19 protein-coding genes and 5 pseudogenes are annotated in these 23,126 nt (G+C 72.0%); 10 read left to right on the top strand and 14 right to left on the bottom strand.

The genetic code is table 11. The annotated features are described in order from the left end of the window. Positions 1–44 precede the first annotated feature (44 nt). From LNW73_RS00260 to LNW73_RS00250, 3 genes are read left to right on the top strand one after another with little or no spacing between them, the layout of a single operon-like run. Complete coding sequence (locus LNW73_RS00260) at positions 45–968, top strand: ABC transporter ATP-binding protein (RefSeq protein ID WP_250992756.1); 924 nt, start codon at positions 45–47, stop codon at positions 966–968. Then, the gene (locus tag LNW73_RS00255; protein ID WP_250979327.1) at positions 965–1,720 is read left to right on the top strand and encodes an ABC transporter permease; all 756 of its coding nucleotides are present in this window, start codon (positions 965–967) and stop codon (positions 1,718–1,720) included. Before LNW73_RS00260 ends, LNW73_RS00255 begins: the two co-directional genes overlap by 4 nt. Continuing rightward, positions 1,717–3,672 (top strand): TOMM precursor leader peptide-binding protein, encoded by a 1,956-nt coding sequence (locus tag LNW73_RS00250; RefSeq protein ID WP_374118019.1) that lies wholly within the window; start codon positions 1,717–1,719, stop codon positions 3,670–3,672. Before LNW73_RS00255 ends, LNW73_RS00250 begins: the two co-directional genes overlap by 4 nt. A 128-nt stretch (positions 3,673–3,800) precedes the next feature. Here LNW73_RS00250 and LNW73_RS00245 read toward each other — a convergent pair whose 3' ends face one another. After that, on the bottom strand, positions 3,801–3,974 hold the full coding sequence (locus tag LNW73_RS00245) for a thiazolylpeptide-type bacteriocin (RefSeq protein WP_250979328.1): 174 nt from the start codon (positions 3,972–3,974) through the stop codon (positions 3,801–3,803). Positions 3,975–4,224: 250 nt separating this feature from the next. Between LNW73_RS00245 and LNW73_RS00240 the strand changes: the two genes are divergently transcribed. Further along, positions 4,225–5,541: an amidohydrolase gene (locus tag LNW73_RS00240; protein WP_250988365.1), complete on the top strand. Its 1,317-nt coding sequence runs from the start codon at positions 4,225–4,227 to the stop codon at positions 5,539–5,541. A gap of 14 nt (positions 5,542–5,555) precedes the next feature. Here the strand turns inward: LNW73_RS00240 and LNW73_RS00235 are convergent, their stop codons facing one another. From LNW73_RS00235 to LNW73_RS00225, 4 genes and pseudogenes are all read right to left on the bottom strand, one after another. After that, positions 5,556–6,020 (bottom strand): hypothetical protein, encoded by a 465-nt coding sequence (locus LNW73_RS00235; protein WP_250988364.1) that lies wholly within the window; start codon positions 6,018–6,020, stop codon positions 5,556–5,558. Positions 6,021–6,242: 222 nt separating this feature from the next. Next, positions 6,243–6,377 carry a hypothetical protein gene (locus tag LNW73_RS35785; protein ID WP_285393825.1) on the bottom strand — a complete coding sequence of 45 codons (135 nt, stop codon included), beginning with the start codon at positions 6,375–6,377 and terminating at the stop codon, positions 6,243–6,245. A gap of 105 nt (positions 6,378–6,482) precedes the next feature. After that, positions 6,483–6,599, bottom strand: a pseudogene (locus LNW73_RS00230) (FAD-dependent monooxygenase); the annotation flags it as partial. 422 nt (positions 6,600–7,021) lie between these two features. Next, positions 7,022–7,480: pseudogene (locus tag LNW73_RS00225) on the bottom strand (FAD-dependent oxidoreductase); the annotation flags it as partial. A gap of 103 nt (positions 7,481–7,583) precedes the next feature. Between LNW73_RS00225 and LNW73_RS00220 the strand changes: the two are divergent. Continuing rightward, positions 7,584–8,081 (top strand): PadR family transcriptional regulator, encoded by a 498-nt coding sequence (locus LNW73_RS00220; RefSeq protein ID WP_250988363.1) that lies wholly within the window; start codon positions 7,584–7,586, stop codon positions 8,079–8,081. A 141-nt stretch (positions 8,082–8,222) separates the two neighbouring features. On the opposite strand, the gene LNW73_RS00215 is transcribed toward LNW73_RS00220, so the two are convergent. The 6 genes and pseudogenes from LNW73_RS00215 to LNW73_RS00190 all read right to left on the bottom strand — a co-directional run bounded on the left by LNW73_RS00215 (position 8,223) and on the right by LNW73_RS00190 (position 16,432). Then, a complete protein-coding gene (locus tag LNW73_RS00215; protein WP_250988362.1) occupies positions 8,223–8,954 on the bottom strand; it encodes a glycoside hydrolase domain-containing protein in 732 nt (243 codons plus the stop codon). A gap of 378 nt (positions 8,955–9,332) precedes the next feature. Beyond that, positions 9,333–10,304, bottom strand: coding sequence for a GNAT family N-acetyltransferase (locus LNW73_RS00210; protein ID WP_250988361.1), 972 nt, complete (start codon positions 10,302–10,304; stop codon positions 9,333–9,335). A 279-nt stretch (positions 10,305–10,583) separates the two neighbouring features. Then, positions 10,584–10,916 (bottom strand): annotated as a pseudogene (locus tag LNW73_RS36805) (carbohydrate-binding protein); the annotation flags it as partial. A 45-nt stretch (positions 10,917–10,961) separates the two neighbouring features. Further along, positions 10,962–12,153: pseudogene (locus LNW73_RS36800) on the bottom strand (ThuA domain-containing protein); the annotation flags it as partial. Between the two features lie 49 nt (positions 12,154–12,202). After that, positions 12,203–15,481: a carbohydrate-binding protein gene (locus LNW73_RS00195; RefSeq protein WP_374118254.1), complete on the bottom strand. Its 3,279-nt coding sequence runs from the start codon at positions 15,479–15,481 to the stop codon at positions 12,203–12,205. Positions 15,482–15,664: 183 nt separating this feature from the next. Next, positions 15,665–16,432, bottom strand: coding sequence for an ROK family protein (locus LNW73_RS00190; protein ID WP_250988360.1), 768 nt, complete (start codon positions 16,430–16,432; stop codon positions 15,665–15,667). Positions 16,433–16,544: 112 nt separating this feature from the next. Here LNW73_RS00190 and LNW73_RS00185 point away from each other — a divergent pair. Then, a pseudogene (locus tag LNW73_RS00185) lies at positions 16,545–16,865 on the top strand (class I SAM-dependent methyltransferase); the annotation flags it as partial. A gap of 86 nt (positions 16,866–16,951) precedes the next feature. Further along, complete coding sequence (locus tag LNW73_RS00180; RefSeq protein ID WP_250993134.1) at positions 16,952–17,185, top strand: hypothetical protein; 234 nt, start codon at positions 16,952–16,954, stop codon at positions 17,183–17,185. A gap of 121 nt (positions 17,186–17,306) precedes the next feature. On the opposite strand, the gene LNW73_RS00175 is transcribed toward LNW73_RS00180, so the two are convergent. Then, positions 17,307–17,942, bottom strand: coding sequence for a sigma-70 family RNA polymerase sigma factor (locus tag LNW73_RS00175; protein ID WP_250988359.1), 636 nt, complete (start codon positions 17,940–17,942; stop codon positions 17,307–17,309). A gap of 54 nt (positions 17,943–17,996) precedes the next feature. Between LNW73_RS00175 and LNW73_RS00170 the strand changes: the two genes are divergently transcribed. After that, complete coding sequence (locus tag LNW73_RS00170; RefSeq protein ID WP_250988358.1) at positions 17,997–18,824, top strand: alpha/beta fold hydrolase; 828 nt, start codon at positions 17,997–17,999, stop codon at positions 18,822–18,824. A gap of 31 nt (positions 18,825–18,855) precedes the next feature. Here LNW73_RS00170 and LNW73_RS00165 read toward each other — a convergent pair whose 3' ends face one another. After that, on the bottom strand, positions 18,856–19,422 hold the full coding sequence (locus LNW73_RS00165) for an EF-hand domain-containing protein (protein WP_250988357.1): 567 nt from the start codon (positions 19,420–19,422) through the stop codon (positions 18,856–18,858). Between the two features lie 273 nt (positions 19,423–19,695). After that, positions 19,696–20,214 (bottom strand): GNAT family N-acetyltransferase, encoded by a 519-nt coding sequence (locus LNW73_RS00160; protein ID WP_250988356.1) that lies wholly within the window; start codon positions 20,212–20,214, stop codon positions 19,696–19,698. Here LNW73_RS00160 and LNW73_RS00155 point away from each other — a divergent pair. Both LNW73_RS00155 and LNW73_RS00150 read left to right on the top strand, forming a co-directional pair. After that, a complete protein-coding gene (locus tag LNW73_RS00155; protein WP_250988355.1) occupies positions 20,213–20,806 on the top strand; it encodes a helix-turn-helix domain-containing protein in 594 nt (197 codons plus the stop codon). The two genes, LNW73_RS00160 and LNW73_RS00155, sit on opposite strands and share 2 nt — an antisense overlap. A 264-nt stretch (positions 20,807–21,070) precedes the next feature. After that, positions 21,071–23,059 carry a GTP-binding protein gene (locus tag LNW73_RS00150; RefSeq protein ID WP_250988354.1) on the top strand — a complete coding sequence of 663 codons (1,989 nt, stop codon included), beginning with the start codon at positions 21,071–21,073 and terminating at the stop codon, positions 23,057–23,059. Positions 23,060–23,126: the final 67 nt, after the last annotated feature.

The following is a 23,126-nucleotide window of genomic DNA, read 5'->3' as shown; positions in this document are numbered from 1 at the left end:
CCCCGACGCAAACCCCGGCACATCCCCAGGCAAGGGAACGTGAGATGACCTCAGTGGAAGCCGCCCCCGGCGCGGCCGTGGCGATCGAGGACGTACACAAGCGCTACGGCCCGGTCCATGCTGTCGACGGTGTCTCCCTCACGGTGCGGAGAGGGGAGTTCTTCGGGATCCTCGGACCCAACGGCGCCGGCAAGACCACCCTCATCGAGATGGTCGAAGGGCTGCGCCAGGCAGACTCGGGCTCGGTCACCGTCCTCGGTTCCGCGCCCTGGCCCCGCAACACCGCACTGCTCCAGCGGATGGGAGTGCAGACCCAGGCGTCGGCCTTCTTCACCCGGCTGACCGCCATGGAACACCTGCGGACCGTCGGCATGCTCTACGGCCTGCTGCCGGACGCCGCCGACCGGGCGCTGCGGCTGGTCGGGCTGACGGACCGACCCGATGTACGGGTCGACGACCTGTCGGGGGGCCAGCGGCAGCGGCTGGCCATCGCGACCGCGCTGATCCACGACCCCGAGCTGATCCTGCTCGACGAACCCACCGCCGCCCTGGACCCGGAGGCCCGCCGGGCCCTGTGGGGGGTGCTGCGGACCCTGAAGAGCGAAGGGCGCACGATCGTCCACACCACCCACCACCTGGACGAGGCGGAAGCACTCTGCGACCGGGTGGCGATCATGGCGGAGGGCCGGATCATCGCGCTGGACAGCCCGGCCAACCTAATCCGCGACCTGAAGGCACCGACCCGGGTGCTCGTCCCCGCCGACCGGATCACCGTCGAACGGGCCCGGGCCATCGACGGCGCGGACGCGGCCGTGCTCGACGGCGGCGAGGTCGTCATCGAGACCCGGTCCGCAGGCCGGGTCCTCATCGCGGTGGGGGAGATCGCCGGGCTCGACGCCGTGCAGACCCGCACGGCGACCCTGGAGGACGCCTACCTCGAACTGACCGGATCGGAGCACCGACTGTGAGCGCGTACACCGCACTGACCAGGGCCAACTACCGTGCCTACGTCCGGGATCGCACGACCGTCTTCTTCACCTTCGCCTTCCCGCTGCTCTTCCTCGTCGTGTTCGGGCTGATCTTCAAGGGGCAGACGGTGGAGGACGGCGGCCCGCCGTACATCAACTACATCGCGCCCGGAGTGCTGTCCTGGGGAGTCGGCAACGCCGCGATGTTCGGGGTGGCCTTCACCCTCATGCACTGGCGCCGTGACGACATCCTCCGGCTGATCTGGCGCACCCCCACGTCCCTGCCGTCCGTGCTCGGCTCCCGCTACGCAGTGGCGGTCGGAGTCGGCCTGGTGCAGGCCGCGTTGTTCGTCGGGATCGCCCTGCTGCCGCTGTTCGGACTGCACCTGGCGAACACCTGGCCGCTGGCCGTGCCGGTGCTGGTGCTCGGCATCACCACGTTCATGGCGCTGGGGCTGGTCGTCGGCAGCATCGCGGACACTCCGGAGGCGGTGGCGGCGATCGCCAACTGCATCATGGTGCCGATGGCGTTCCTCTCCGGCTCGTTCTACCCCAGCGATCTGATGCCCGGCTTCCTGCGCACCTTCTCGCGGGCCCTGCCGCTGCGGTACTTCAACGACGGCATCATCGGCGTGCTGTCCAACCGCGGCAGTTCGACGGACCTCGCCGTGGCCTGCGCGGGTCTGATCGGCTTCACCGCGGTGTTCGCGCTGATCGCCGCGAAGACCTTCCGCTGGAGCAACCGGGGATGACCACCGACCTTGCTCCCACGCCACCGGTACTCACCGGCGCCGCCCTCATGGCCGCCGCCTGCCGGAACCTCCAACAGGCCCTGGCCGAAGGGTCCGACGGCGCCGCGCCGCCGGTCGTGGTGCCGCTCGGCGCCGCTGACGTGCTGCGTCCCGGCCGCGATCCGCACGCGGACCGGCGCCCGTCGGCCACCGTCCACCTCACCTGGGACGCCGTGCTGATCGGCCCCTGGGGCGGTTCGGACCCCGCCGGGCGCGCCTGCGGCCAGTGCCTGGCCATGCGCTGGCAGCGGCTGCGCACCCGCTCGGAACGCGACGCCTGGGAGACCGGGACGGCGACCCGGGCGGCGGGGGAGTGGCCCGCGCTCCCCGGGTACGTCGCCGACGCCGTCCGGTCCGTGCACGCCCACACGGTCGCGCGGGACGCTGTCGAGCGCGCCGGGGAGCACCGGCTCCCGCAGGTCACCCGGCTGGACCTGGCCACCCTCCAGGTCGCCACGGTGCCCCTGCTGGCCGAGCCGCTGTGCCCGCACTGCGCCGCGCCGGGCCCGGACGCGAGTGCCGCAGGCGAGGTGCCGTTCACGCCGCTGACCTCCCGCCCGAAGCCGGCCCCCGACGCGTACCGGCTGCGGTCACCGCGGTCCTACGAGCTGCCGGCCGCCGCGCTGGCCAATCCCGTCTGCGGTGTGCTCGGCGCAGCGACCTGGACCGACATCACCTCGCCCACGACCGCGCCCGTCGCCGGCAGCGTCTTCATGCGCGGCTACGCGGGCCTGACCGACGTGACGTGGAGCGGCCAGTCGAACTCCTTCGAGTCCAGCCGCGATCTCGCGTTCCTCGAGGGGCTCGAACGCTATGCGGGCACCCATCGCCGCCGGCTCGGACCGCTGCTCACCGAGTCGTACGACGTCCTGGGCGACCGCGCCCTGGACCCGCGCGACTGCGGACTCTACGACCCGCGGACCTACCGCGACGACCCGATGCTGAGCCCGTTCGCGCCGGAGCGGCCCATCCCGTGGGTCACCGGCTACTCCCTGCGCGACGAGCGGCCGGTCCTGGTCCCGGCCCGGCTGTCCCACTACAGCGCGGGCCTCGCCGCCGACAACTTCGTCTTCGAGTGCTCCAACGGCTGTGCCATCGGCAGCTGTCTGGAGGAAGCGATCCTGTTCGGGCTGCTGGAGCTCATCGAACGCGATGCGTTCCTGCTCGGCTGGTACGGGAACGCCGCACTGACCGAGATCGACCTGGACTCCTGCACCCGCGGCGTGACCCGGGCGATGGTCGACCGGGCGGCACTGCAGGGCTATGACGTCCATGTCTTCGACAACCGGGTGGACCTGCCGGTCCCGGTGGCGACGGGGCTCGCGGTGCGCAGGGACGGCGGTCCCGGCACGCTCGCCTTCGCGGCCGGCGCCGCCTTCGACCCGGAGACGGCCGTGGAGTCGGCGCTGTCCGAGATCCTCACGTACATCCCGCACCTGCCGGGCCAGGTACGGGCCCGGCCGGCCGAACTGGACGCGATGGCCGAGGACTTCGACCTCGTACGGCGGCTGCCGGACCACGCCGCGCTGTTCGGACTGCAGCGGATGGCCGCCCACGCCGACAGCTATCTCCGGCCCACGGCCGTCCGCCCGCTGGCGGAGCTGTACAGCGGGTGGGAGCGGACGCGTTCGGGTTCGGGCGATCTGCTCGACGACGTGGTGCTGTGCCGTGACGCACTCGTCGGAGCGGGCTTCGATGTGATCGTGGTCGACCAGACGACCCCGGAACAGGAGCAGCTGGGACTGCGGACGGTCTGCACGCTGGTGCCGGGGCTGCTGCCCATCGACTTCGGCTGGACGCGGCAGCGTGCCCTGAACATGCCCCGGCTGCGGTCGGCGTTCCGCCGCGCCGGACTGCGGGACACGGATCTGGCGGACGGCGAACTGCGCCGGGTGCCGCACCCGTTCCCGTGAGCCGGAAACGGGTGGCGGTACGGCCGGTCGTACCGTCGGTCGTAACGCCGCGGAGACTTACGGCCCCGCCGCGCGACCGCGACACGGACAGGACGTGTTCGCGGTCGCGCGGCGGGTGTTCGCCTCGGTCAGGCGGTGCAGCTGGTGGTGCTGGTCGTGCTGCTGCACGTGCTGGTGCTGCTGCAGCTGGTGGACGAGCCGAGCATGACCTCGCTGGCGTCCGAGTAGTCGGTGATCTCGAAGGTCTCCGACTCGAGCTCCAGGATTTCCAGGGCGAGCGACTCCAGGGGGCTGTTCGACATTGTGACTCCTCGTCAACACTGGCCGGGCCGGCCGGACCCAGCGGTCCATCCGGGGGAACGGCGCCTGCGCGGGAACGTTCGCGGGGGAATCACGAATCATGCGGGATTCGCGAGCCTCACGGGGTTCCGTGCGCTGCGCCTGCTTCTTTTCTACGCGGGTCCGCTGGCAGATCGCCGCGCGTACCGCTGTCACCTCACTGTCGGGCAGGCCACCCCTGGCAACCCCTACCCGGACCGGAGCGTGCCGCCCATGACCCCGACCGCCGTCGACACGGCCCCTGTGCTGGCCGGAGTGCCGGACGTCCTGCGGCCCGCCGTCGAGCTCTACCTGGACGTCCACCGGCACCCCGAGCTGTCCGGGGCCGAGGAGCGCACGGCCGGGCGGCTGGCGGAGCGGCTCGGTGCGTCGGGATACCGGGTCACCACCGGCATCGGCGGCCACGGCGTGGTGGGGCTGCTGCGCAACGGCCCCGGCCCGGTGGTGCTGCTGCGCACCGAACTCGACGCGCTGCCCGTCAAGGAGCGCACCGGCCTGTCGTACGCCAGCGACGTCATCGCGCCCGGCGGTGACGGGCAGCCGGTCCCCGTCATGCACGCCTGCGGCCACGACATGCACCTCGCCTGCGCGGCCGGCGCGGCCGCGCTGCTGTCCCGGACCGCCGGGCACTGGTCCGGCACGGTCATGGTCGTCGGCCAGCCGGCGGAGGAGACCCTGACCGGCGCGCGGGCCATGCTCGACGACGGCCTCTACACCCGGTTCGCTCCTCCCGACGTGGTGCTCGCCCAGCACACCGTCCCGCTGCCCGCCGGGATGGTCGCGCACGCGGCCGGGCCCGTGCTGGCGGGCAGCGCGATGCTGCAGGTGATCGTGCACGGGCGCGGTGGTCATGCGGGGGCCCCGCATCTGACGGTCGACCCCGTGGTCACCGCGGCGGCCATCGTGCTGCGGCTGCAGACCGTCGTCGCCAGGGAGACCAGCCCGGCCGACCAGGTCGTGATCACCGTCGGATCGCTGCACGCCGGCACCCGCGGCAATGTCGTCCCCGATCACGCCACCCTGGACATCTCCGTCCGCGCCTTCACCCAGGAGTCCCTCGACCGGGCGACCGGCGCCGTGCGGCGGGTGGTGCGAGCCGAGTGCGCGGCATCGGACTGCCCGGCGGAGCCCGTCATCAGCACCGTGTCCCGGTCCCATCCCACCCGGGCCGACCACGGGACGGCGGCCGCGGTGCTGCGCGCGCACCAGCGCGCCTTCGGGCCGCAGCGGGTGGCCGTCTGGCCGCCGTCGCTGGCGACCGAGGACTTCCCGCTCTACGGGCCCGCCGGGGCGTCCCTGCACGGCGTCGAGGGCATACGGACGGCCTACTGGATGCTCGGCTCGGTCGGGCCCAAGCAGTGGGCCGAGGCTCCGGGCGACTCGGCGGCCGCCAAACTGGCCGCGCTGCCGCCCAACCACGCTCCGGAGTTCCGCCCGGACCCGCGGCTCACCGTCCCCGCGGGCATCACGGCCCTGACGTCAGCCGCCCTCGCGCACCTGGACCCGCCGGGGAGCCCGGAGGGCCGGTGACGAGGCGGAGGGGTTCAGGACGGGTCGTGGTTGACCTCGGAGGCCATCCGCGGGTGCAGCACGCCGGGGTAGAGCCGGGCCTTGGCCACCGGTTCCGCGACACCGCCCTGCGGCACCATCTCGACGACGCCCCAGGGGCTGTCCGGCAGGAGCACCGTGACGACGTACGAGGCCGAGCAGCCCATGCACTCGTACCGGTCCTCCCAGACCTCCACGTCGACCAGGCTGCCGGGGTTCCGCGCGACGTGCTTGTGCAGGGCGTGGCAGCGGCCGCACTTCTCGCCGGGCTCGCAGGTGCTGCCGCACGGACACGGCAGGTCCAGCCGGACGGGGGGCTGCCAGCGCTGGACGCGGCACGCCTCCGCCGTCTGCGAGGTGTGGCGCATCGCCAGGATGTTGCGGGCGGCGACGTTGTACGTCTCACCCGTCGCGGTCATCCGGTCGCGGATCACGTCCTTGCGGGCACGGTTCGTCGTCATACAGTCCTCCAGCGGTTTTCCACGCGGTCCCGCAGAAGGCCGGGAAGACCGGACTGAGGCGATGGCGTGAGTCGATGACCCTTGTCCTCGCCCTCACGACCCACCTGCGCGGTCCGGGCTCGGAACAGGCAGACGCGGCTGCCGTCCTCAAAGGTACCCGGAATCGACGCCCCCGATTTCCCCCCGGCCGCGCGGGCCGCGGACCACGAAGGGGTCGTGGTGCTATGCGGGGGTGCCGTCCGGGTGCGGGGCGGCGCTGACCGGGGCGTCCCAGTCGATGCGGTAGCCGGTCTGCCAGGCCGACTTCTCCGGCTTGTTCAGCTTCATCACCAGCGGCAGCAGCAGATCCCGCAGCACCCGCCCGACCGGGCCCGCGGCCTTGTTGCTGTTGGTGCGGTCGGCCGCCTTGATGATCCGCTCGACGCGGGGCCTGCGCAGCTCCTCGTAGGCGGCGAACGCCTCCTCGTGCGGCAGGTCGCGCAGGCAGCGGGCCAGCTGGACGGCGCTCTCGACGGCGAGCGAGGCGCCCTGTCCCGAGCTGGAGGAGGCGGCGTGCGCCGCGTCGCCGATGAGCACCATCCGCCCCGGCTCCAGGCCGGCACCCGCGGCATGTTCTCCATGGGGCCGGCGATCAGCAGATCGGCGGGGTCGGTCCTGCGCAGCAGCTCCGCGGCGGGGACCCGGTCGCCGGTGAACGCCGCGGCCAGGACGCGCAGCCACTCCTCGGCGCCGGTCTCCGCGGCCTCGGCCACGGTCATCGGTTCCGGATGCGGCAGGTTCACGAACCACACGCCCGAGGAGTCGTCGTGCACCTGGTAACCCAGGAAGGCGCGTTTGCCGAACGCCATGTACATCATTCCGCCGGTCGACGGCAGCCCGGTGTCCTTGACCGGGGCGCCGAAGCTGAACAGGCCGCCGTAGTGGGGCCGTGGCGCGTCCGGGTCGATGAGCGCACGCACCGTCGAGCGGATGCCGTCCGCCCCGATCAGCACATCGGCCTCGGCCGTCGTCCCGTCCGCGAAGTGCGCGGTCACACCGCCGGGGGTCTCCCGCGCGGCGACCAGCCGCTTGCCGTGCACGGTGCGGACCCCGCGACGGGCCGCCTCGTCGAGGAGCGCCCGGTACAGATCGGCGCGCCAGACGAACCGCGCCGACTCCACACCGGGCGGGCTGCCGAACTCGCCGAGCCGCTTGCCGTTCCCGCTCTGCAGGACGATGGCCGTGGTGGGTGTGCCGATCGCGCGCACGAGGTCGCCGAGTCCGATGACGTCGAGGGCGGCCAGACCGTTGGGGGCGAGTCCCAGCCCGCCGCCCACACCGTCCGCGGTGCCGGCGTAGGCCTCGTACACCGTGGCTTCGATACCGGCCCGGTGCAGGGCCAGCGCGGCGACCGGGCCGCCGATGCCACCGCCGATGACGAGGGCGCTGCGGGTGGTGGAGGAGGGCGTGGTGGAGGACATGACACGATCCTTTCCGGTCGGGGCGGCCGAACTCTCGATGGATCGATAGTTGCAGTGCAACTAGTCTTGAGTCAACTAGTAAATGTGTGGGTAGTATCAGGGCATGAGCCCTCCCCCTCGCAGTTCCCCGCTGGCCCTGACCGTCCTGTGCCTGCTGCACTACAAGCCGCTGCACCCGTACGGCGTGCAGCGGCTCATCAAGCAGTGGGGCAAGGACCAGGTCGTCAACGTCAGCCAGCGCGCGGGCCTCTACCGGACGATCGAGCGGCTGCTCGCCGCGGAGCTGATCACGGTCCGGGAGACCGAACGCGACCACCAGTACCCCGAGCGGACCGTGTACGAGCTGACCGACGCCGGGCGCGCGACCACGCGCGAATGGCTGGACACGATGCTCGCCGCGCCCAAGCAGGAGTTCCCGAGTTCCCGGCGGCGCTGTCCTTGCTGCTGCTGTTCACCCCGCAGGAGATGCTGGCCGCGCTGGAGCGCCGCGCAGACGCGCTCACCGACACCCTGGCCGGCCTCGACGCGAGCCTGGCCGCCGAGAGCGCCCGCGGGCTGCCGCGGATCTCCCTGCTGGAAACCGAATACCTCCGCGCCGTGACGGCCGCGGAGGTTCAGTGGGTGCGCTCGGTGGTGGACGATCTGCGGGCCGGCCGGCTGTCCTGGTCGCCGGAGGCGCTGGACGCCCTCGCGACGGACAGGAGCCCGCGGCCGGCGGCTGACCGCCATCGCGGTCGGCGGGTCAGTTCACGACGGCGACGGGGGCGTCCCAGGCGTTGTGGTCGACGGTGACGGTGGCTCCGCCGAAGGTCTCCTTCTTGTTCACCGCGTACTGGTGGCCGCGGCGGTGGCCGGTCCACAGGCCGGAGGCGAAGGGGAAGCCCGTGGTGGTGTCGGCGTTGCTGTCGTAGCGGGCGTACCAGAGGGCGTCCGGGAGGTCCGCCTTGTGGCTGCCGGCGGCGGTGGCGATCGCGGCGGCACTGGACTGGCTGAACCCGTAGAAACCGGCCCAGTAGCCCTTCGCGTGCGCTGCCCGGTCCCAGGCCTGCACATAGGTCAGCACGGACTGGACGCAGGAGGCGTTGCCGATGTCGAACGCCTCCATGTCCAGGTAGATCGCACTGCCGGAGCGCATCCCCAGCGCCGACGCCTTCGCGACGGCGTCCGCGCCGTCCGCCGTGCCCAGTGAGGCGGCGTTGGCGGCGGTGATCCGCTCCGGGTTCCTGCTGGTCTGGCAGGGCGGCTGCGCCCCGACGTACAGCGGGATCAGCTGCCAGCCGGCCGTGTGCACGGACCGGACCCAGGAGCTGGTCAGCTGCGGCTGCGCGCAGCCGCGGTTCTTTCCGCCGATGTAGACGGCGGCGGCGCCGTACGGCGAGCTCTTGCGCCAGGCGTTCATGGTGGTCAGATTCGGGGCGGTGCAGGTGTCGAAGGCCTGACCGGTGAAGACCCGCGCCGCAGGCAACCGCACCACGGTGCTCGACTGCCCCGCCGCCGGCTGCCCACCGGCACGCGTGCCCGCGGCGGTGGTGGCGGCCGGGGTCGCGTGGGCCGACGCGCCGCCCGGGGTCCCGGCCGGCGGCGTGGTGCTCCCCGGCGAGGAGGCACCCGCCGCCGGCTTGACCGCTCCCGGGACGGACGGCTTGACGGATCCGGCGGTGGCGCCGGTGCCGGCGGCGCCGTCCGGCCCGGTCCCATCGGCAACGTTCTCGGACTGCTGTGTGTCGTCGTTCCCCGCGAGGACACGGCCTCGGCCGCGATGGCGCCGCCGCCCGCGAGAAGGATCAGGCTGGCGACGGACAGCGCTATGTAGCGGCGCTGCTTGGGCTGACGACGGTTCGACACGGAGTCCTCAACAGGTGGGCGGGGCGGCGCGGATCAGCACCGGCGGTGCGTTGATCGACTGAGTAAATATCACTTTCTCCGCCGTGTCGCCAAAACCCTGGAGGTCGAGCTGGTACTCGGCCGACCGGTGTGTCGGTATGTAGCCGAGTTCGTCGTTGATGGCCCGCATGTGCCGGTTGCTGTCGGCGGTGTCGGTCAGCAGACCGGCGAGCGCGGGATGGCCCAGCCGGGCCTGCCGGATCGACTCGGCCTTCATCCAGCGGCCGAGGCCGTGCCCGCGGTGCTCGGGCAGCACGCCCGTGCCGTAGTGCTGGCCGTCGCCCGTACCGTCCCCGGGGACGACCAGTTCGCTGAATCCGGCGATGGAGCCGTCGGACACGTCGACGGCGGCGACCGTGTGCAGCAGATCCCCGCGCTTCGCGACCGCCTCGGCCACGGACCGGACCCGCTCCACGTCCCAGACGACCGTGCCGTAGTGGGTGTCGTCCATCGGCATGTCGTCCATGGCCCGGCGCGACGCGGCGAACGTCCCGGCGAGGTCGTCGGGGACGGTTCCGGCCCAGGAGACCAACCGGTAGCCGGGGTGCGGGCGTTCAGTGATGCCGGTGAGCGCGGCGAGGTCCGCGCGCTCCAGCGGGAGCCGGGTGTAGGTCAGGGTCAGCACCTTGCGGAAGCCCCTGGCCGGCAGGAACAGGTCACCGGGGGAGTCGGCTTCGGTCTGGGCGAGGACGCAGCGCCGGCCGGCCGCGCGTGCGGCGGCCACGGCCGCCTCCAGCAGCAGGGAGCCGGTGCCGTGGCGGCGCTCGGCCGGATGCACCCGCACTTCCAGCTCGGCGAGATGATCCTGGCCGGTGCGGGTGAAGACGCGCAGGAACGCGGATCCGACCGGGGTGCCCGTGGCGTCGGCGGCCAGCCAGGCGAGCCGGTAGCCGGAGGGGGTGGTGTCGGGGTCGGTCAGCGGGGTGATGCTGATGGGCAAGGTGACTCCGTCGGAGAGAGGTGGAGGGCGGCAGAACGCTGGTCCGGCTGCTGAGAGCTCGTACGCATCCGCTGCACACCTCCTGCCGACGGCGCCGGTCCGCGGTCGTGGACGGCCAGGAGAACGTAACGGCCGCGCCCAGCCCGCCGCAACGGGAAATGCGCACACCCCGGACCTCCCGGAGCGTGCGCACTCCCTCCCGCCCGCCCGGACCGGTCAGCCGGTCCGGGCAGTCCGGTGGGCCACCCGGTCAGCCGGTCCTGGTCAGCGTGAGGTCGTCTACGTCGAACAGGAACCCGCCGCCGCCGTTGAAGACGAGGTACAGGCCGGTGCCCGCACTCGGGTGAGGGAGGCCGCGACATCGGCGAAGGTGTCCCAGCTGCCGGTGACCGGGACGGTGACGGTGCCCAGCAGCGGGCCGGTGGGCGAGCCGGCGTGGACGGCGGTGGTGCCGCCGGAGCCCGCCGAGGCGACCCGCAGGGAGATCCGGGTGAGGTGGGAGGTGTCCTCACCGGCGAAGGCGATCCAGTCGCCGGCCTCGATGTAGCCGGCGGTGCGGGCACCGTGGGCCCCCGCGTGGTCCGCGGCCTGGACCCCGTTCTGGCTCGTCCAGTTCTCGGCCTGGAGCGTGGTCGTGGTGGGGGCCGTCGAGCCGGGGGAGAGAGTGATGTCGTCGACGTCGAACAGCGCGCCCTGCCCTCCGGAGTAGGTCAGGTACAGGCCTGGTGCGGTGCCGGCGGCAAGGGGCGTCGACACGTTCGTGAACGTCTCCCAACTGCCGGTCACCGGCACGGCGACGGAACCGAGGAGCGGGCCCGCGGCAGAGCCGGAGTGGAATCCGATGGTGCCTCCCGCGCCCGCGGAGGCGACCCGCACGCTCACCGTCGAAGCGGTCCGCGGGTCGAGGGCGGCGTAACCGCTCCAGTCGCCGTTGTCGATGTAGCCGGCGGTCGCTCCGCCGTGCGCCGCCGCGTGCGCGGCGGCCTGGACTCCGCTCTGGCTGCTCCAGGCCTCACCCTGAACGGTCGTACCGCCGGGCGAGCCGACCGGGTTGTTGCAGGCGGAGGCGACGGCTCCCGCGACGGTGCGGATGCCGCCCAGCACCAGCGTGGTGAACGCGGGATCGGCCCAGCTCTCCTGGGTGTGGCCCATGCCGGTGTACCAGGCGCGTCCGCCGTCATAGGGGTGGCACCAGGTGTTGGGATGGTCGCCGCCCATGGTGCCGCCGGAGTAGCTGCTCTCGTCGAGTGCGGTCAGGACGTGCACCTGCGCGCGGGGGTTGGCGCGGTAGTTGTACCACTCGTCGGTGCGGGTCCAGCGGGCCGGCAGGTGGGCGGTGGCCGGGTCGGTGCGGTCCTCCACGGTGACGGCGGCCTGCTGGATGGCGGGATGTGAGTCGAAGTACGCCCCGACCAGGCTTCCGTACCAGGGCCAGTCGTACTCGGTGTCGGCCGCGGCGTGCACTCCGGCGTAGCCGCCGCCCGAGCGGATGTACTGCTCGAACGCGGACTGCTGGGCGGCGTCGAGGACGTTGCCGGTGGTGCTGAGCCAGATCACCGCCTGGTACTGGCCGAGGTTGGCGGTGGTGAAGGCGGCGCCGTCCTCGGTGGCGTCGACGCCGAAGCCGTTGTCCTGGCGAGTTTCTGGATGGCGGCGATCCCGGCGGTATGGAGTCGTGGCGGAAGCCGGCGGTCTTGGAGAAGACCAGCACCTTGAAGGACGGCGCGGCCTGGGCGGAGCAGGTCAGGGCGAAGGGGGCGAGCAGGCCGAGCAGCGCGGCGGCCAGGGTCGGCAGCAGCGGCCGGCGGCGCGCGCCGTGCCTGCGGCGGAACCGGATGGGTGGGTACATGGAGTGCCTTTCCGCGGTTCGAGGGGGAGCGGTGCGGGCGTGCGCGCCATCAGGCGCCGCGGGTGAGGGTGAAGTCGTCCACGTCGAAGAGGTAGTCGCTGCCGCCGGTGAAGGTCAGGCAGAGCGTCGTCGCGGGGTTCGCGGTGAGGGTCGTGGAGACGTCGGCGAAGGTCTCCCAGCCGCCGGTGCCGGTGACGGCCACGGTGCCCAGGACCGTTCCGGTGGCCGATCCGGCCCGGATCTGCAGGGTGCCGCCGGCGCCGGCGGAGGCGACCCGGGCGCTGAAGCGGGTGACCTTCGACAGGTCCAAGCCCGCGTAGGTCGCCCAGTCGCCGCTGTTGATGTAGCCGGCGGTCTTCCCGCCGTGCGCGGCCGCGTGGTCGGCGGGCAGCAGCCCGCCGGTGGCGGTCCAGATCTCCGCCTGGGTGACGGTGGTGAGGGCGGCGCCGTTGGTGACGGTGAAGTCGTCGACGTCGAAGAGCGAACCGCCGGTGCCGCCGTGGAAGACCAGGAAGAGTCCGCTCGTCGGGGACGGGGTCAGCGGGAGCGTCAGGCTGGTGTAGTTCTCCCAGCCGCCGGTGACGGGGATCGTGACACTGCCGAGCAGCGGTCCGGTGGCCGATCCGGCACGGGCTTCGAGGGTGCCGCCGATGCCGCCGGAGGCGACCCGTACGGTCAGGCCGTTGGCGTGGCTGAGGTCGGTTCCGGCGTATCCGGCCCAGTCGTTGTTGTCGATGTAGCCGAGGGTCTGGCCGCCGTGCGCGGTGGCGTGCGGGGCGGTCTGGACGCCCGCGGAGCTGGTGAACGCCTCGCCCTGGACGGTGCCCGGAACGGTGCCGGACCCGCCGAAGGTGAACTGGTCGAGGTCGTAGAGGTTCCCGGCGCCGCCTTTGAACACCCAGTACAGGGTGTGGGTGCCGCTCGGAGCGGTGACGGCTCCGGTGACGTCGGTGAAGGTGTTCCAGTCGCCGGTGACCGGAACCGTGGCGGATCCGATGAGCGTGCCGGTGGGGGAGTCGGCCCGCAGTTCGAGGGTGCCGCCGGAGCCGGCCGAGGAGGCGCGGGCGGTGAAGGTGGTGATGCCGGCCAGGTTGTAGGGGGTGAACGAGATCCAGTCGCCGTTCTCGATGTAGCCGACGGTGGTGCCGCCCTCCGCCGCGTCATGACTGGCGGGCTGGACGCCGCTGGAGCCGGTGTAGTACTCGGCCTGCTTGGTCGCGGTGGGTGTGATGTTGGTGGCGGTGCCGGTCAGCGCGGGCTGGCCGTTCGCGCCGTTGTCGGTGTACGAGGCGCGCCAGACGCCGAACAGGTTGGCGGAGCCGGCGTGTTCACCGTCGACGACGGTCTGGATGGTGCCCGAGCAGCCGGTCGCGTCGGTCATGGCGTGCGCGTGGCTGTCGTGCCCGAGCAGGTACTGGACCTGGACCCGGGAGCAGTCGACGGCGCTGTCCTCGGCGTCGGTGACGGTGACCCGGAAGGGGACGGCGTCGCCGAAGTGGAAGATCTGGCCGTTGGCGGGCGCGGTGATGGTCAGGACCGGTGCGGTGTTGCCGACGGTGACGGTGACGCTCGCGGTGCCGGTCAGCCCGTGGGTGTCGGTGACGGTGAGTCTCGCCGGGTACTGGCCGTTGTCGGGGTAGGTGTGCGCCGGGTTGGCGGCGGTGGAGTCGGTGCTGCCGTTGCCGTCGAAGTCCCAGGCGTAGGTGAGCGCGTCACCGTCCGGGTCGGTGGTGCCGGCCGAGGAGAAGGTGACCGCCAGTGGCGCCTGGCCCGAGGACGGGGTGGCGGCGGCCTGGGCGACGGGCGCGCGGCCGTCGGCGCCGATCGCCTCGATGCGGTACAGGCCGGAGTAGGAGTCGCCGTCGCCGAAGCCGGTGCCGTAGTCCAGGACGTACAGCGCGCCGTCCGGGCCGAAGGCCATGTCCATGACCTGGGTGCCGGTCCAGGGGAAGTCGGTGATGGTGCCCGCGCTGCCGTCCGCGTTGACCTGCACGTCCTTGATCCAGCGGCGGCCGAACTCGCCGATGAAGGCATGCCCGTCGTAGGACTGCGGGAACTTCACCGAGGAGACGAGGTTCGGGTCGTAGTGGTAGACCGGGCCGCCCATGGGTGACTCGCTGCCGCAGCCGAACTGGGTGATGCTGCAGTCGTCGTACTTGATCCAGGACGACCGGGCGGCCGGGAGTTTGCTGATCCCGGTGTTGTTGGGCGAGCTGTTGACGGGGCCGCCCGCGCAGTCGAACTTCGTGCCCGAGGTGTTGGTGCCGAAGTCGAAGGCGTTGTACGTCTCGTCGGTGGTGTTGGTGCCGGTGCAGTACGGCCATCCGTAGAAGCCGGGTGAGGTCACCCGGTCGAACTCGACCTGGCCGCCCGGTCCCCGGGTGGCGCTCAGCGCTCCGGCGTCCGGCCCGTAGTCGCCGATGTAGACGGTGCCGGTCGGGCGGTCGACGCTCATGCGGAACGGGTTGCGGAAGCCCATCGCGTAGATCTCGGGCCGGGTCTTCGCCGTGCCCGGCGCGAACAGGTTCCCGGCCGGGACGGTGTACGTTCCGTTGGCCTCGGGGTGGATGCGCAGCAGCTTGCCGCGCAGGTCGTTGCTGTTGGCGGCGGAGCGCTGGGCGTCGTAGGCCGGGTTGCGCGACGCGCGGGTGTCCAGCGGGCTGTAGCCGTCGGAGGAGAAGGGGTTGGAGTCGTCGCCGGTGGTCATGAAGAGGTTGCCCGCGGCGTCGAAGTCCAGGTCGCCGCCGACATGGCAGCACATGCCGCGGTTGGTGGCGATCTGCAGGAGCTGCTTCTCGCTGGCGGGGTCGATGGTGTCGTCGGCCCGCAGGGTGAAGCGCGAGAGCTGGTTGTGCCCGGCGAAGGGCGCGAAGTCGGCGGCCGTCCCGTCGGAGGGGGCGTCGCCCGCCGGGGTGTTCAGGACGGGTGAGTAGTAGACGTAGATCCAGTGGTTGGTGGCGACGGCCGGGTCGGTGGTGATGCCCTGGATGCCCTCCTCGTCGTGGGTGTAGACGGGCAGCGTGCCCGCGACGGAGGTGGTGCCGGCCGCGTCGGTCTTGAAGATGGTGCCGCGCCGGTCGGTGTGCAGGACCGTGCGGTCGGGGAGCACCGCCAGGCTCATCGGCTCGCCGGTCTGCGCGGTGCCCCGCGCGAGCTGCACCTGCTGGAAGGCGGCCGCGGCGGCCGGGTGCGGGCCGTCGTGGGCGGCCGCCGGGGCAATGGCTCCGGTGGCGCCCAGCAGGAGCAGTGCCGAGGCCGGCAGAGCGGTGAACAGGGTGCGGAACCGGACGCGGTGTGGACGTGGACGTCTCGCGGGCCTTGCGGGCAGGAGGCTTGCGGGCAGGACTGAACGCACGGGGTTCCCCTTCCAGGGCAGCGCGAAGCCGCCTTGCGGAAGGACGCCCCGCCGAGGCGTCCGGTGACCGGTCCTCCTGAACTCTCAGGAGGTGTTCGTTAGTTGAGGGGAGAAAGTAAGTGGGGTGAGGGCCGTCGTCAAGAGGTCCCGCACCGGTTATCGGTGTGCCGCGGAGCCGCCGCGCGGCAGCGGGAGCCGCGCGGTGTCGATGGCGTCGATGATCGACGACGCTCCGCCCCTGGCCGCCGCGGTGAAGCCGAGGGTGGACAGCGCGACCTGACAGCCGCCGAGGTTCGGCGCGATGGTGTGCGCGGCGAGCGTGCGCCGGGCGGGCGGCATGATCCAGGGCGCCAGCGTCACGAAGTAGCCGCCGAGGATGAGGGCCTGAGGGTTGAACAGATTGAGCAGGATCGCCGATCCGCGGCCCAGCCACTCGCCGACCCGGACCAGCGCGGCGGTCGTCCGCGGGTCACCGGCCTCGGCCCGGCGGGCCACCTCGGCGACCTTCGCGGCCAGGTCGGTCAGCGGTTGCGCCGTACTGCCGGCCAGGTCCGGCGCCGCCTGCTGGATGATCGAGCCGATGCCGACCAGTGCTTCGAAGCAGCCCCTGCGGCCGCAGCCGCACAGCGGCCCGTCCTGCATCAGCGTGATGTGCCCGACTTCGCCGCCGTACCCCGAAGAGCCGCGCATCAGCGCGCCGTTGATGATCACGCCACCGCCCACTCCGACCTCACCGGTCAGATAGACGAGGTTCTGGGTGTGCGCCAGCGCACCGCGCCGGTACTCGCCGACCGCGCCGAGGTTGGCGTCGTTGTCCAGCGACAGTTCGTCGTCGAGCGCGAGGACGGCTCGCCGCAACGGGTCATCGCCCTGCCACGGGTCCTGGCCGTCCGCCGCTGGATGCTCGACGAGTCCGCCGCACACTGAGGCAGCAACCCGTTGGCAACAGCGGCCAGAGCCACCCCCTCCCGTCGACAGGTGAGGGATCGCTGCAACGGCCCGTCGACGGCGGCAGGTCCGTGGTAAGACGGCTGTCATGGAAGACGAGGGAAGCCGCGACTCCGTCCGGCGAAGTTACGACACCGTGGCCGAGGAGTACGCGGCGCGGCTGCACGACGAGCTCGCCGGGAAGCCGCTCGACCGGGCGCTGCTCACCAGCCTCCTGGAGGAGACGGGACCGGACGCCACGATCGCCGACCTCGGCTGCGGCCCCGGACACGTGGCGGCCTGGCTCGCCGAACAGGGTGCCGGTACGGTCGGCATCGATCTGTCAGCGGGGATGGTCGCCACCGCCCGACGCCGCTATCCGAAGGTGGAGTTCCGACAGGGCGACCTGCTGGCACTGCCGGCAGAAGACGGCGAATTCGCCTCGGCCATCGCCTTCTACGTGATCATCCACCTCGACCCCGAGAACTGCTCCGCGCCTTCGAGGAGATACGGCGGGTGCTGCGCCCTTCCGGGCTGCTCCTGCTCTCGTTCCACATCGGGGAGGAGGTCCGGCACCTGGACGAATGGTGGGGACATGACGTGGATGTCGACTTCCGCTTCCTCGCCCCCTCCCACATCGCCGGACTGCTGGAGGAGGCCGGTTTCGAGGTGACGATGCGGATGGAACGCGCCTCCTACGCCACCGAAGTCGACACGCGCCGGGCTTACCTCCTGGCCCGCCGGACCTGACACGGCCATCGCCGACCCGGGCGTCAACATGCCCAGTTCCAGCCGGGGTCGGTGTTCGCCGCCAGGCGGGTCCGGCAGTGGCGGTCGGCTGTAGTGGGGTGCCGCTACCGGCCGCAGGCACTCAGGCGTCGTTCCTGAGCCGGTCGCGCTGGACCTGGCAGGCGAGGGCGCGACGCACGGAGGCCGATCCGGCGGCGGTGACCTTCGCGGGGACGTCGAGGCCGCGGCTGATCTCGTCGTACGCGTTCCGGTGGCTGCCGGCCAGCTCCGCCCGGTGCAGCCTCAGGTCCTCCTCGACGAGGCGGCGCAGCTCGTCGACGTTCCGGGGCGTGAAGCGCTTCTTCCCCCTGGCGATGGCGTTGACGTAGCGCGCGCAGCGAGCGGAGTCGACGGTCTCGGCGATCTCCTCGGCGAGGCCCCACAGACGTCCTTCGAGCCACGGCACGTCGCGCTGGTCGAGGGACAACGTCGTCGGGGGCAGCGGTTCGCCCAACCGGTACTTCGCCACCTGCTTGGACACGGCGGGCTGACTCATGTCGGCGAGCCGGGCAATCCTGTCCTGGGTCCAGCCGAGGTCCACAAAGATCTTGATCATCTCGGTGCGGAGCTTCCGCATCTCCTCCCCCGCGCGGATGACCTCGTTCATGTCGGCGAGCATCCGCTCGGCCTGCGCCTCGGTCAGCCCCTGGGTCAGTCCCTCGGGGATCTGGTGCGTGTTCTCTTCGCCCGCCATGAAGCGGTTATATACCCTGAGCACCTCACCATGATAACCGGGTTGTACAACCAGGTTATGAGTGTCAGGATCCACGGCATGCCTACTTTCTCCGCACCTGACGGAACCCAGCTCTCCTACCGCGTACACGGAGACGGCGACCCGGTCGTCTGCATCCCGGGCGGTCCCACCGACTCCCGCTACCTCGGCGATCTCGGCGGCCTGTCCGGGCACCGCAAGCTGATCGTCCTGGACCTGCGCGGCACCGGCGGGTCGGCCGTTCCGCAGGACCCCTCCTCCTACCGCTGTGACCGTCTCGTCGACGACGTCGAGGCGCTGCGCGAGCACCTCGGTCTCGCCAGGACGGATCTCCTCGGTCACTCCGCCGGCGCGAACATCGCGACGCAATACGTGGCCCGGTACCCGGCGAACGTCGGCAGACTCGCCCTGATCGGCCCTGGTACCCGAGCTGTCGGGGTGGAGATCAGCGGGGAGACGCGCCGCGAGCTCGCGCAGCTGCGGAGGAACGAGCCGTGGTTCCCGGTGGCCTTCGCCGCATTGGAGGCGATCACCGAAGGTACCGGCAGCGACTGGGAGGCCATCGCTCCGTTCTTCTGCGGCCGGTGGGATGCCGCGGCGCGGCAGCACTATGCCGTCGCCCGGCCGGGCAACCAGGACGCTGTCGCGGGCTTCGCGGCCGAGGGCGCCTTCAGCCCGGAGGCCACGCGTGCGGCGCTCGCCGCCTGCGAGGCCCCCGTCCTGTTGCTCGGTGGAGAGTTCGACCTGAACAGTCCCCCTCGGCCGGTGGCCGAATTCGCGGCGCTGTTCCCCGATGCCACGCTCGTGGTGCAGCCGGGGGCGGGTCACTATCCCTGGCTCGATGACGCCGACCGGTTCGTGGCAACCACTGCGGCGTTCCTGGGCTGAAGAACGGAAGGAGGCCGGGAGTACTGCCGGCTCACGCCTCGACCGTGCTCGCGTGCCCCTGGTGCGGGATCCGCCCGCAGACCAGATTGCCCGGCTCGGTCGGGTCGTCACTGATCCAGAACTGGGCCCACAGCACGGCGAACTCCGGGCGGCTCAGGTGGCCGTCACCGTCCAGGTCGAGAAGGTCGAAGACCTCGTCGGTGTCGATGCTCTGCCCGTGCCAGGTCTCGATGAGGCGGCGGTGTTCGCTGCGGGAGATCCGGCCGTCCTCGTTCTCGTCGACGGCGTCGAAGATCGCGTCGGCGGTCGCCGTGACGCACTCGCGCATGGACGGCAGCCGGTCCACGAGCACGACGAGCTCGTCGAAGTCGACACTGCCGTCGTTGTTGGCGTCGCCGACCGCCAGCAGCCCCTCCCACCAGCCCATGACGACCGCCTCCACCCGGGCGCGCAGCTCCGTCCCCGGCCCCACTCCCGGCAGTCGGCCCCAACGGACCGCGAGGGCCTCGAAGTCGTCCCTCCGCAGATAGCCGTCACCGTCGGCATCGAATGCCGCGAACATTCCCTTGATCTTGTTCCGCTGGAACACGCTGGCCATGAACAGCCCCTCCCTCACGCCGAACCACAAGAACGCCATCGCACAGGGCGATCCGTCATACCGGGTTCAACGAACGATCTTGCCGGAGGAAACGACGGCTGCACCGGAGAAGGCCGCAACGGAACTGACGTCGACGGGACGTACGGCCGGCCCGCCGGTCAGGGGCGGCAGCTGCGCAGGACGAGCTCCTCCCAGCCCTGAGCCATGCGCTTCTCGACAGGGCTGAGCCGCGCGAGGCATCAGAGGACAGCGACAGGTCGGAGGCGATGCCGCTCAGGCCAGGGGAAGGCGCATGATCGTCAGGTCGAGCCACCTGCCGAACTTGGTGCCGACCTCCGGCACGGTGCCCACGTGACGGAAGCCAAAGCGCTCGTGCAGCCGGATCGAGGCGGTGTTGCGCGCCTCGATGTCGGCGATCATCACGTGATGGCCGGCTTGCCGCGCCGAGGCGACGAGGGCGGTCATCAGGGCGGAGCCGATGCCGAGCCCGTGGGCGCCCTCGCGCACATAGACGGAGTTCCCCACCGTGTGGCGATATCCGTCCTTCGGCCGCCATGGTTCGTAGACCGCGAAGCCCGCGACCTCGCCCGCCTTCTCGGCCACGAACGCCGAGCCCCGGTCCAGGTGAACGGCGAGCCAGGCGGCCCCCTCGGCCGGGGACTGCAGCGTCGTGGTCCACAGGGCCGTCGAGTGCTCGATCGCATGGTTGCGAATGGCGAGAACGGCTTCCGCGTCCTTGAGCTGTGCCGGGCGGACCGTCACCGCCCCCGAGTTCTCGTATATTGGATTCATGTCCAATATAGTAGACCCCCTGGTGAGGCAGATCGCAGCTCGTATCCACACCGAACGGACCCGGCGGCAGTGGACGCTGGCGCAACTCGCCGACGCATCCGGTGTGTCCCGCGCCATGATCAACCGGATCGAGCGGGGCGAGAGCAGCCCCACCGCCGCCGTGCTCGGCAAACTCTCCGCCGCCTTCCAGCTCAGTGTCTCCTCCCTGCTGGCGCTCGCCGAGGGCGCGACCGGCGGGAGCGGGGAGGCGACCGCGGGCGTGCGCCGCTCGGCGGACGCCGTGGAATGGCGCGATCCCGCCACCGGGTACCGCCGGCGCCAGATCACCGGTCCGCACTTCCCTGCGGAGATCGCCGACGTCCGGCTGCCCGCCGGTGCCCGCGTGCCGTATCCGGCCGCGGCCTTCGTCTTCATCCGGCAGGTCGTCTGGGTGCTGGAGGGCCGGCTGACGTTCCACGAGGGCGAGACGGTGCACGAACTCGCCGCGGGCGACACGATCGAACTGGGCGAGCCCGCCCCGTGCGTCTTCGCCAACAACAGCCCGGCCGAATGCCGTTACGCCATCGTCCTCACCCGGGGCGACACGCCGTGACCCTCCCCGGGAACGCGCGGCCCGCCGGTGTGGCGGTGGTCCTGGAGGACCGGCCCCGGCCCGGTGGCCGTCGACCACGCCGGCCCCGGCCGCCGGCAGCGGCGCGGAAAAGGAGCGGCGCCGTACGGGCGGAGTGCAGTAACGTGCGGCCGGCACGTCCACCGTGCCCGTACGAACGTCCTCGCAGCAAGGAGAGAGACATGCGCCGTCATCACGGAGCAGTCGCGTCGCCCCACGCCCTCTCTCTGTCTCCCGAGGACCACCTTGACCACCACACCCCTGAACCTGGGCATCCTCGCCCACGTCGACGCCGGTAAGACCAGCCTCACCGAGCGGCTGCTGTTCGAACACGGCGCCCTCGCCGCCCTCGGCAGCGTCGACAAGGGCAGTACCACCACCGACGCGGGCGAGCTCGAACGCGAGCGCGGGATCACCATCCGCACAGCCGTGGCACCGCTCATCATGGCGGGGCGCCACGTCAACCTCGTCGACACCCCCGGCCACCCCGACTTCATCGCGGAGGTCGAACGCGCCCTCTCCGTCCTCGACGCGGCCGTCCTCGTCGTGTCAGCGGTCGAGGGGATCCAGGCCCAGACCCGGGTCCTGATGAAGTCACTTCGCCGGCTGCGCCTGCCCACCCTGATCTTCGTGAACAAGATCGACCGCAGGGGCGCCCGTGATGCCGCGCTGCTGGCGGAGCTGCGCCGCGCGCTGGCGCCCCGTCTCATTCCGCTCGTGTCGACCGTCGGCGCCGGCACCCCGGCCGCCCGCACGCTCCCGGTTCCGCTCGCTGGCGAGCGGGGAGAGCCCGGGGCGGCCGACGTACTCGCCGAGCACGACACCGCCCTGCTGGCCCGGCTCGTCGACGGCCCGCCACCCGCCGAGGACGAGATCCGCGAGCAGTTGCTCCGGCAGACGGCCGCCGCGCTGGTGCAGCCCGTCTTCTTCGGCTCGGCCCTCAGCGGAGCGGGCATCGCCGAACTCGCCGAGGGCATCGCGACCTTGCTGCCCGCACCGCCCGCGGACGAACTCGCCCCCGCGTGCGGCACGGTGTTCGCCGTCGACCGCGCGGAAGGCGGGGAGAAGCGGGCGTACATCCGGCTCTTCTCCGGCCTGCTGCGCGAACGGCAGCGTCTCGCCCTGCACCGGGACGAGGCGGAGGGAACGATGACCGTCACCGGGCGGATCTCCCGGCTCGACGTCGTGACCGCGCAGAGCGGCGACGACGCTCAGCGCCGGGGGGTGCTCACCCCCGGCGGGATCGCTGTCCTGCGCGGCCTTCCGGGCGTCCGGGTCGGCGACCGCGTCGGTGCAGCCCGCGCCGACCGACCGGCGGCCCGGCTCGCCCCACCGGGACTGGAGGCCGTCGTGCGCGCGAGCCGCCCCGGCCAGCAGGGCGCCCTGCACGCCGCGCTGAGCGCCCTTGCGGACGAAGACCCGTTCATCAGGACGCGAACCGCCTCCGACGGGACGCTCTCGCTCCTGTTGCACGGGGCGGTCCAACGTGAGGTCCTCGCGGACCGCCTCCAGCGGGAGTTCGGGATCGCGGCGGAGTTCGCCGCGGTCACGCCCGTCTACCGGGAGCGGCCGGTCGGCACCGGCGTCGCGGTGCAGGAACTCGGCTCCGGACCGAGCGAGTTCTTCGCCACGGTCGGCCTGCGCGTCGAGCCCGCTCCCTACGGTTCCGGCGTCCGGTACGCGCGGGAGACCGAATGGGGCGCGCTGCCCCGCGCGTTCCACCGCGCCATCGAGGAGTCGGTGCGCCTCGGCCTGCGGCAGGGGCTCCTCGGCTGGGAGGTCACCGACTGCACCGTCACCGTGATCCGCACGGGCTGGGCCTCCCCGATGAGCACCGCGGCCGACTTCCGCAAGCTGACGCCGCTGGTGCTGATGCGCGCACTGAGCAGCGCGGGAACGCGGGTCCACGAGCCGTGCAGGGAGGTGGAGGCCGAGATCCCCGAGGACACCCTGGGACCGGTCGCCGCCCGGATCGCCGAACTCGGCGGGACCATCGGTGCCACGGAGGAGAGCGGCGACCGGTGGACCCTCGGCGCCGAGCTGCCCACCGCGAGGATGCAGGAGCTGGGCGACGCCCTTCCCGGCCTCACCCGCGGAGAAGGCGCCGTGTGGTCCCGCCCCGGCACGGACCGCCCCGTACGCGGTGTTCCTCCTCGCCGCCCCCGGACCGACGGCAATCCGCTCGATCCCGAGGAGTACCTGCGGTTCCTCGCGGACCCTTCCCTGTCACGGTGAACGGTCCACCATGCGGTGCGCTTTCCCTGGCGATGGGCAACGGTGCACCCGTGGCCGTGGGATGGGC

Source organism: Streptomyces sp. RKAG337 (genome assembly GCF_023701715.1).
Lineage (GTDB): Bacteria > Actinomycetota > Actinomycetes > Streptomycetales > Streptomycetaceae > Actinacidiphila.
The sequence above is the reverse complement of the archived record's forward strand: the minus strand, read 5'-3'. Positions and strand labels throughout refer to the sequence as shown.

Bases quoted from the DNA above. Each gene is read 5' to 3' on its own strand.
- LNW73_RS00260 (WP_250992756.1), top strand. From the start codon at position 45: ATGACCTCAGTGGAAGCCGCCCCCGGCGCGGCCGTGGCGATCGAGGAC.
- LNW73_RS00250 (WP_374118019.1), top strand. From the start codon at position 1,717: ATGACCACCGACCTTGCTCCCACGCCACCGGTACTCACCGGCGCCGCC.
- LNW73_RS00245 (WP_250979328.1), bottom strand. From the start codon at position 3,974: ATGTCGAACAGCCCCCTGGAGTCGCTCGCCCTGGAAATCCTGGAGCTC.
- LNW73_RS00240 (WP_250988365.1), top strand. From the start codon at position 4,225: ATGACCCCGACCGCCGTCGACACGGCCCCTGTGCTGGCCGGAGTGCCG.
- LNW73_RS00235 (WP_250988364.1), bottom strand. From the start codon at position 6,020: ATGACGACGAACCGTGCCCGCAAGGACGTGATCCGCGACCGGATGACC.
- LNW73_RS00220 (WP_250988363.1), top strand. From the start codon at position 7,584: ATGAGCCCTCCCCCTCGCAGTTCCCCGCTGGCCCTGACCGTCCTGTGC.
- LNW73_RS00170 (WP_250988358.1), top strand. From the start codon at position 17,997: ATGCCTACTTTCTCCGCACCTGACGGAACCCAGCTCTCCTACCGCGTA.
- LNW73_RS00165 (WP_250988357.1), bottom strand. From the start codon at position 19,422: ATGGCCAGCGTGTTCCAGCGGAACAAGATCAAGGGAATGTTCGCGGCA.
- LNW73_RS00155 (WP_250988355.1), top strand. From the start codon at position 20,213: ATGTCCAATATAGTAGACCCCCTGGTGAGGCAGATCGCAGCTCGTATC.
- LNW73_RS00160 (WP_250988356.1), bottom strand. From the start codon at position 20,214: ATGAATCCAATATACGAGAACTCGGGGGCGGTGACGGTCCGCCCGGCA.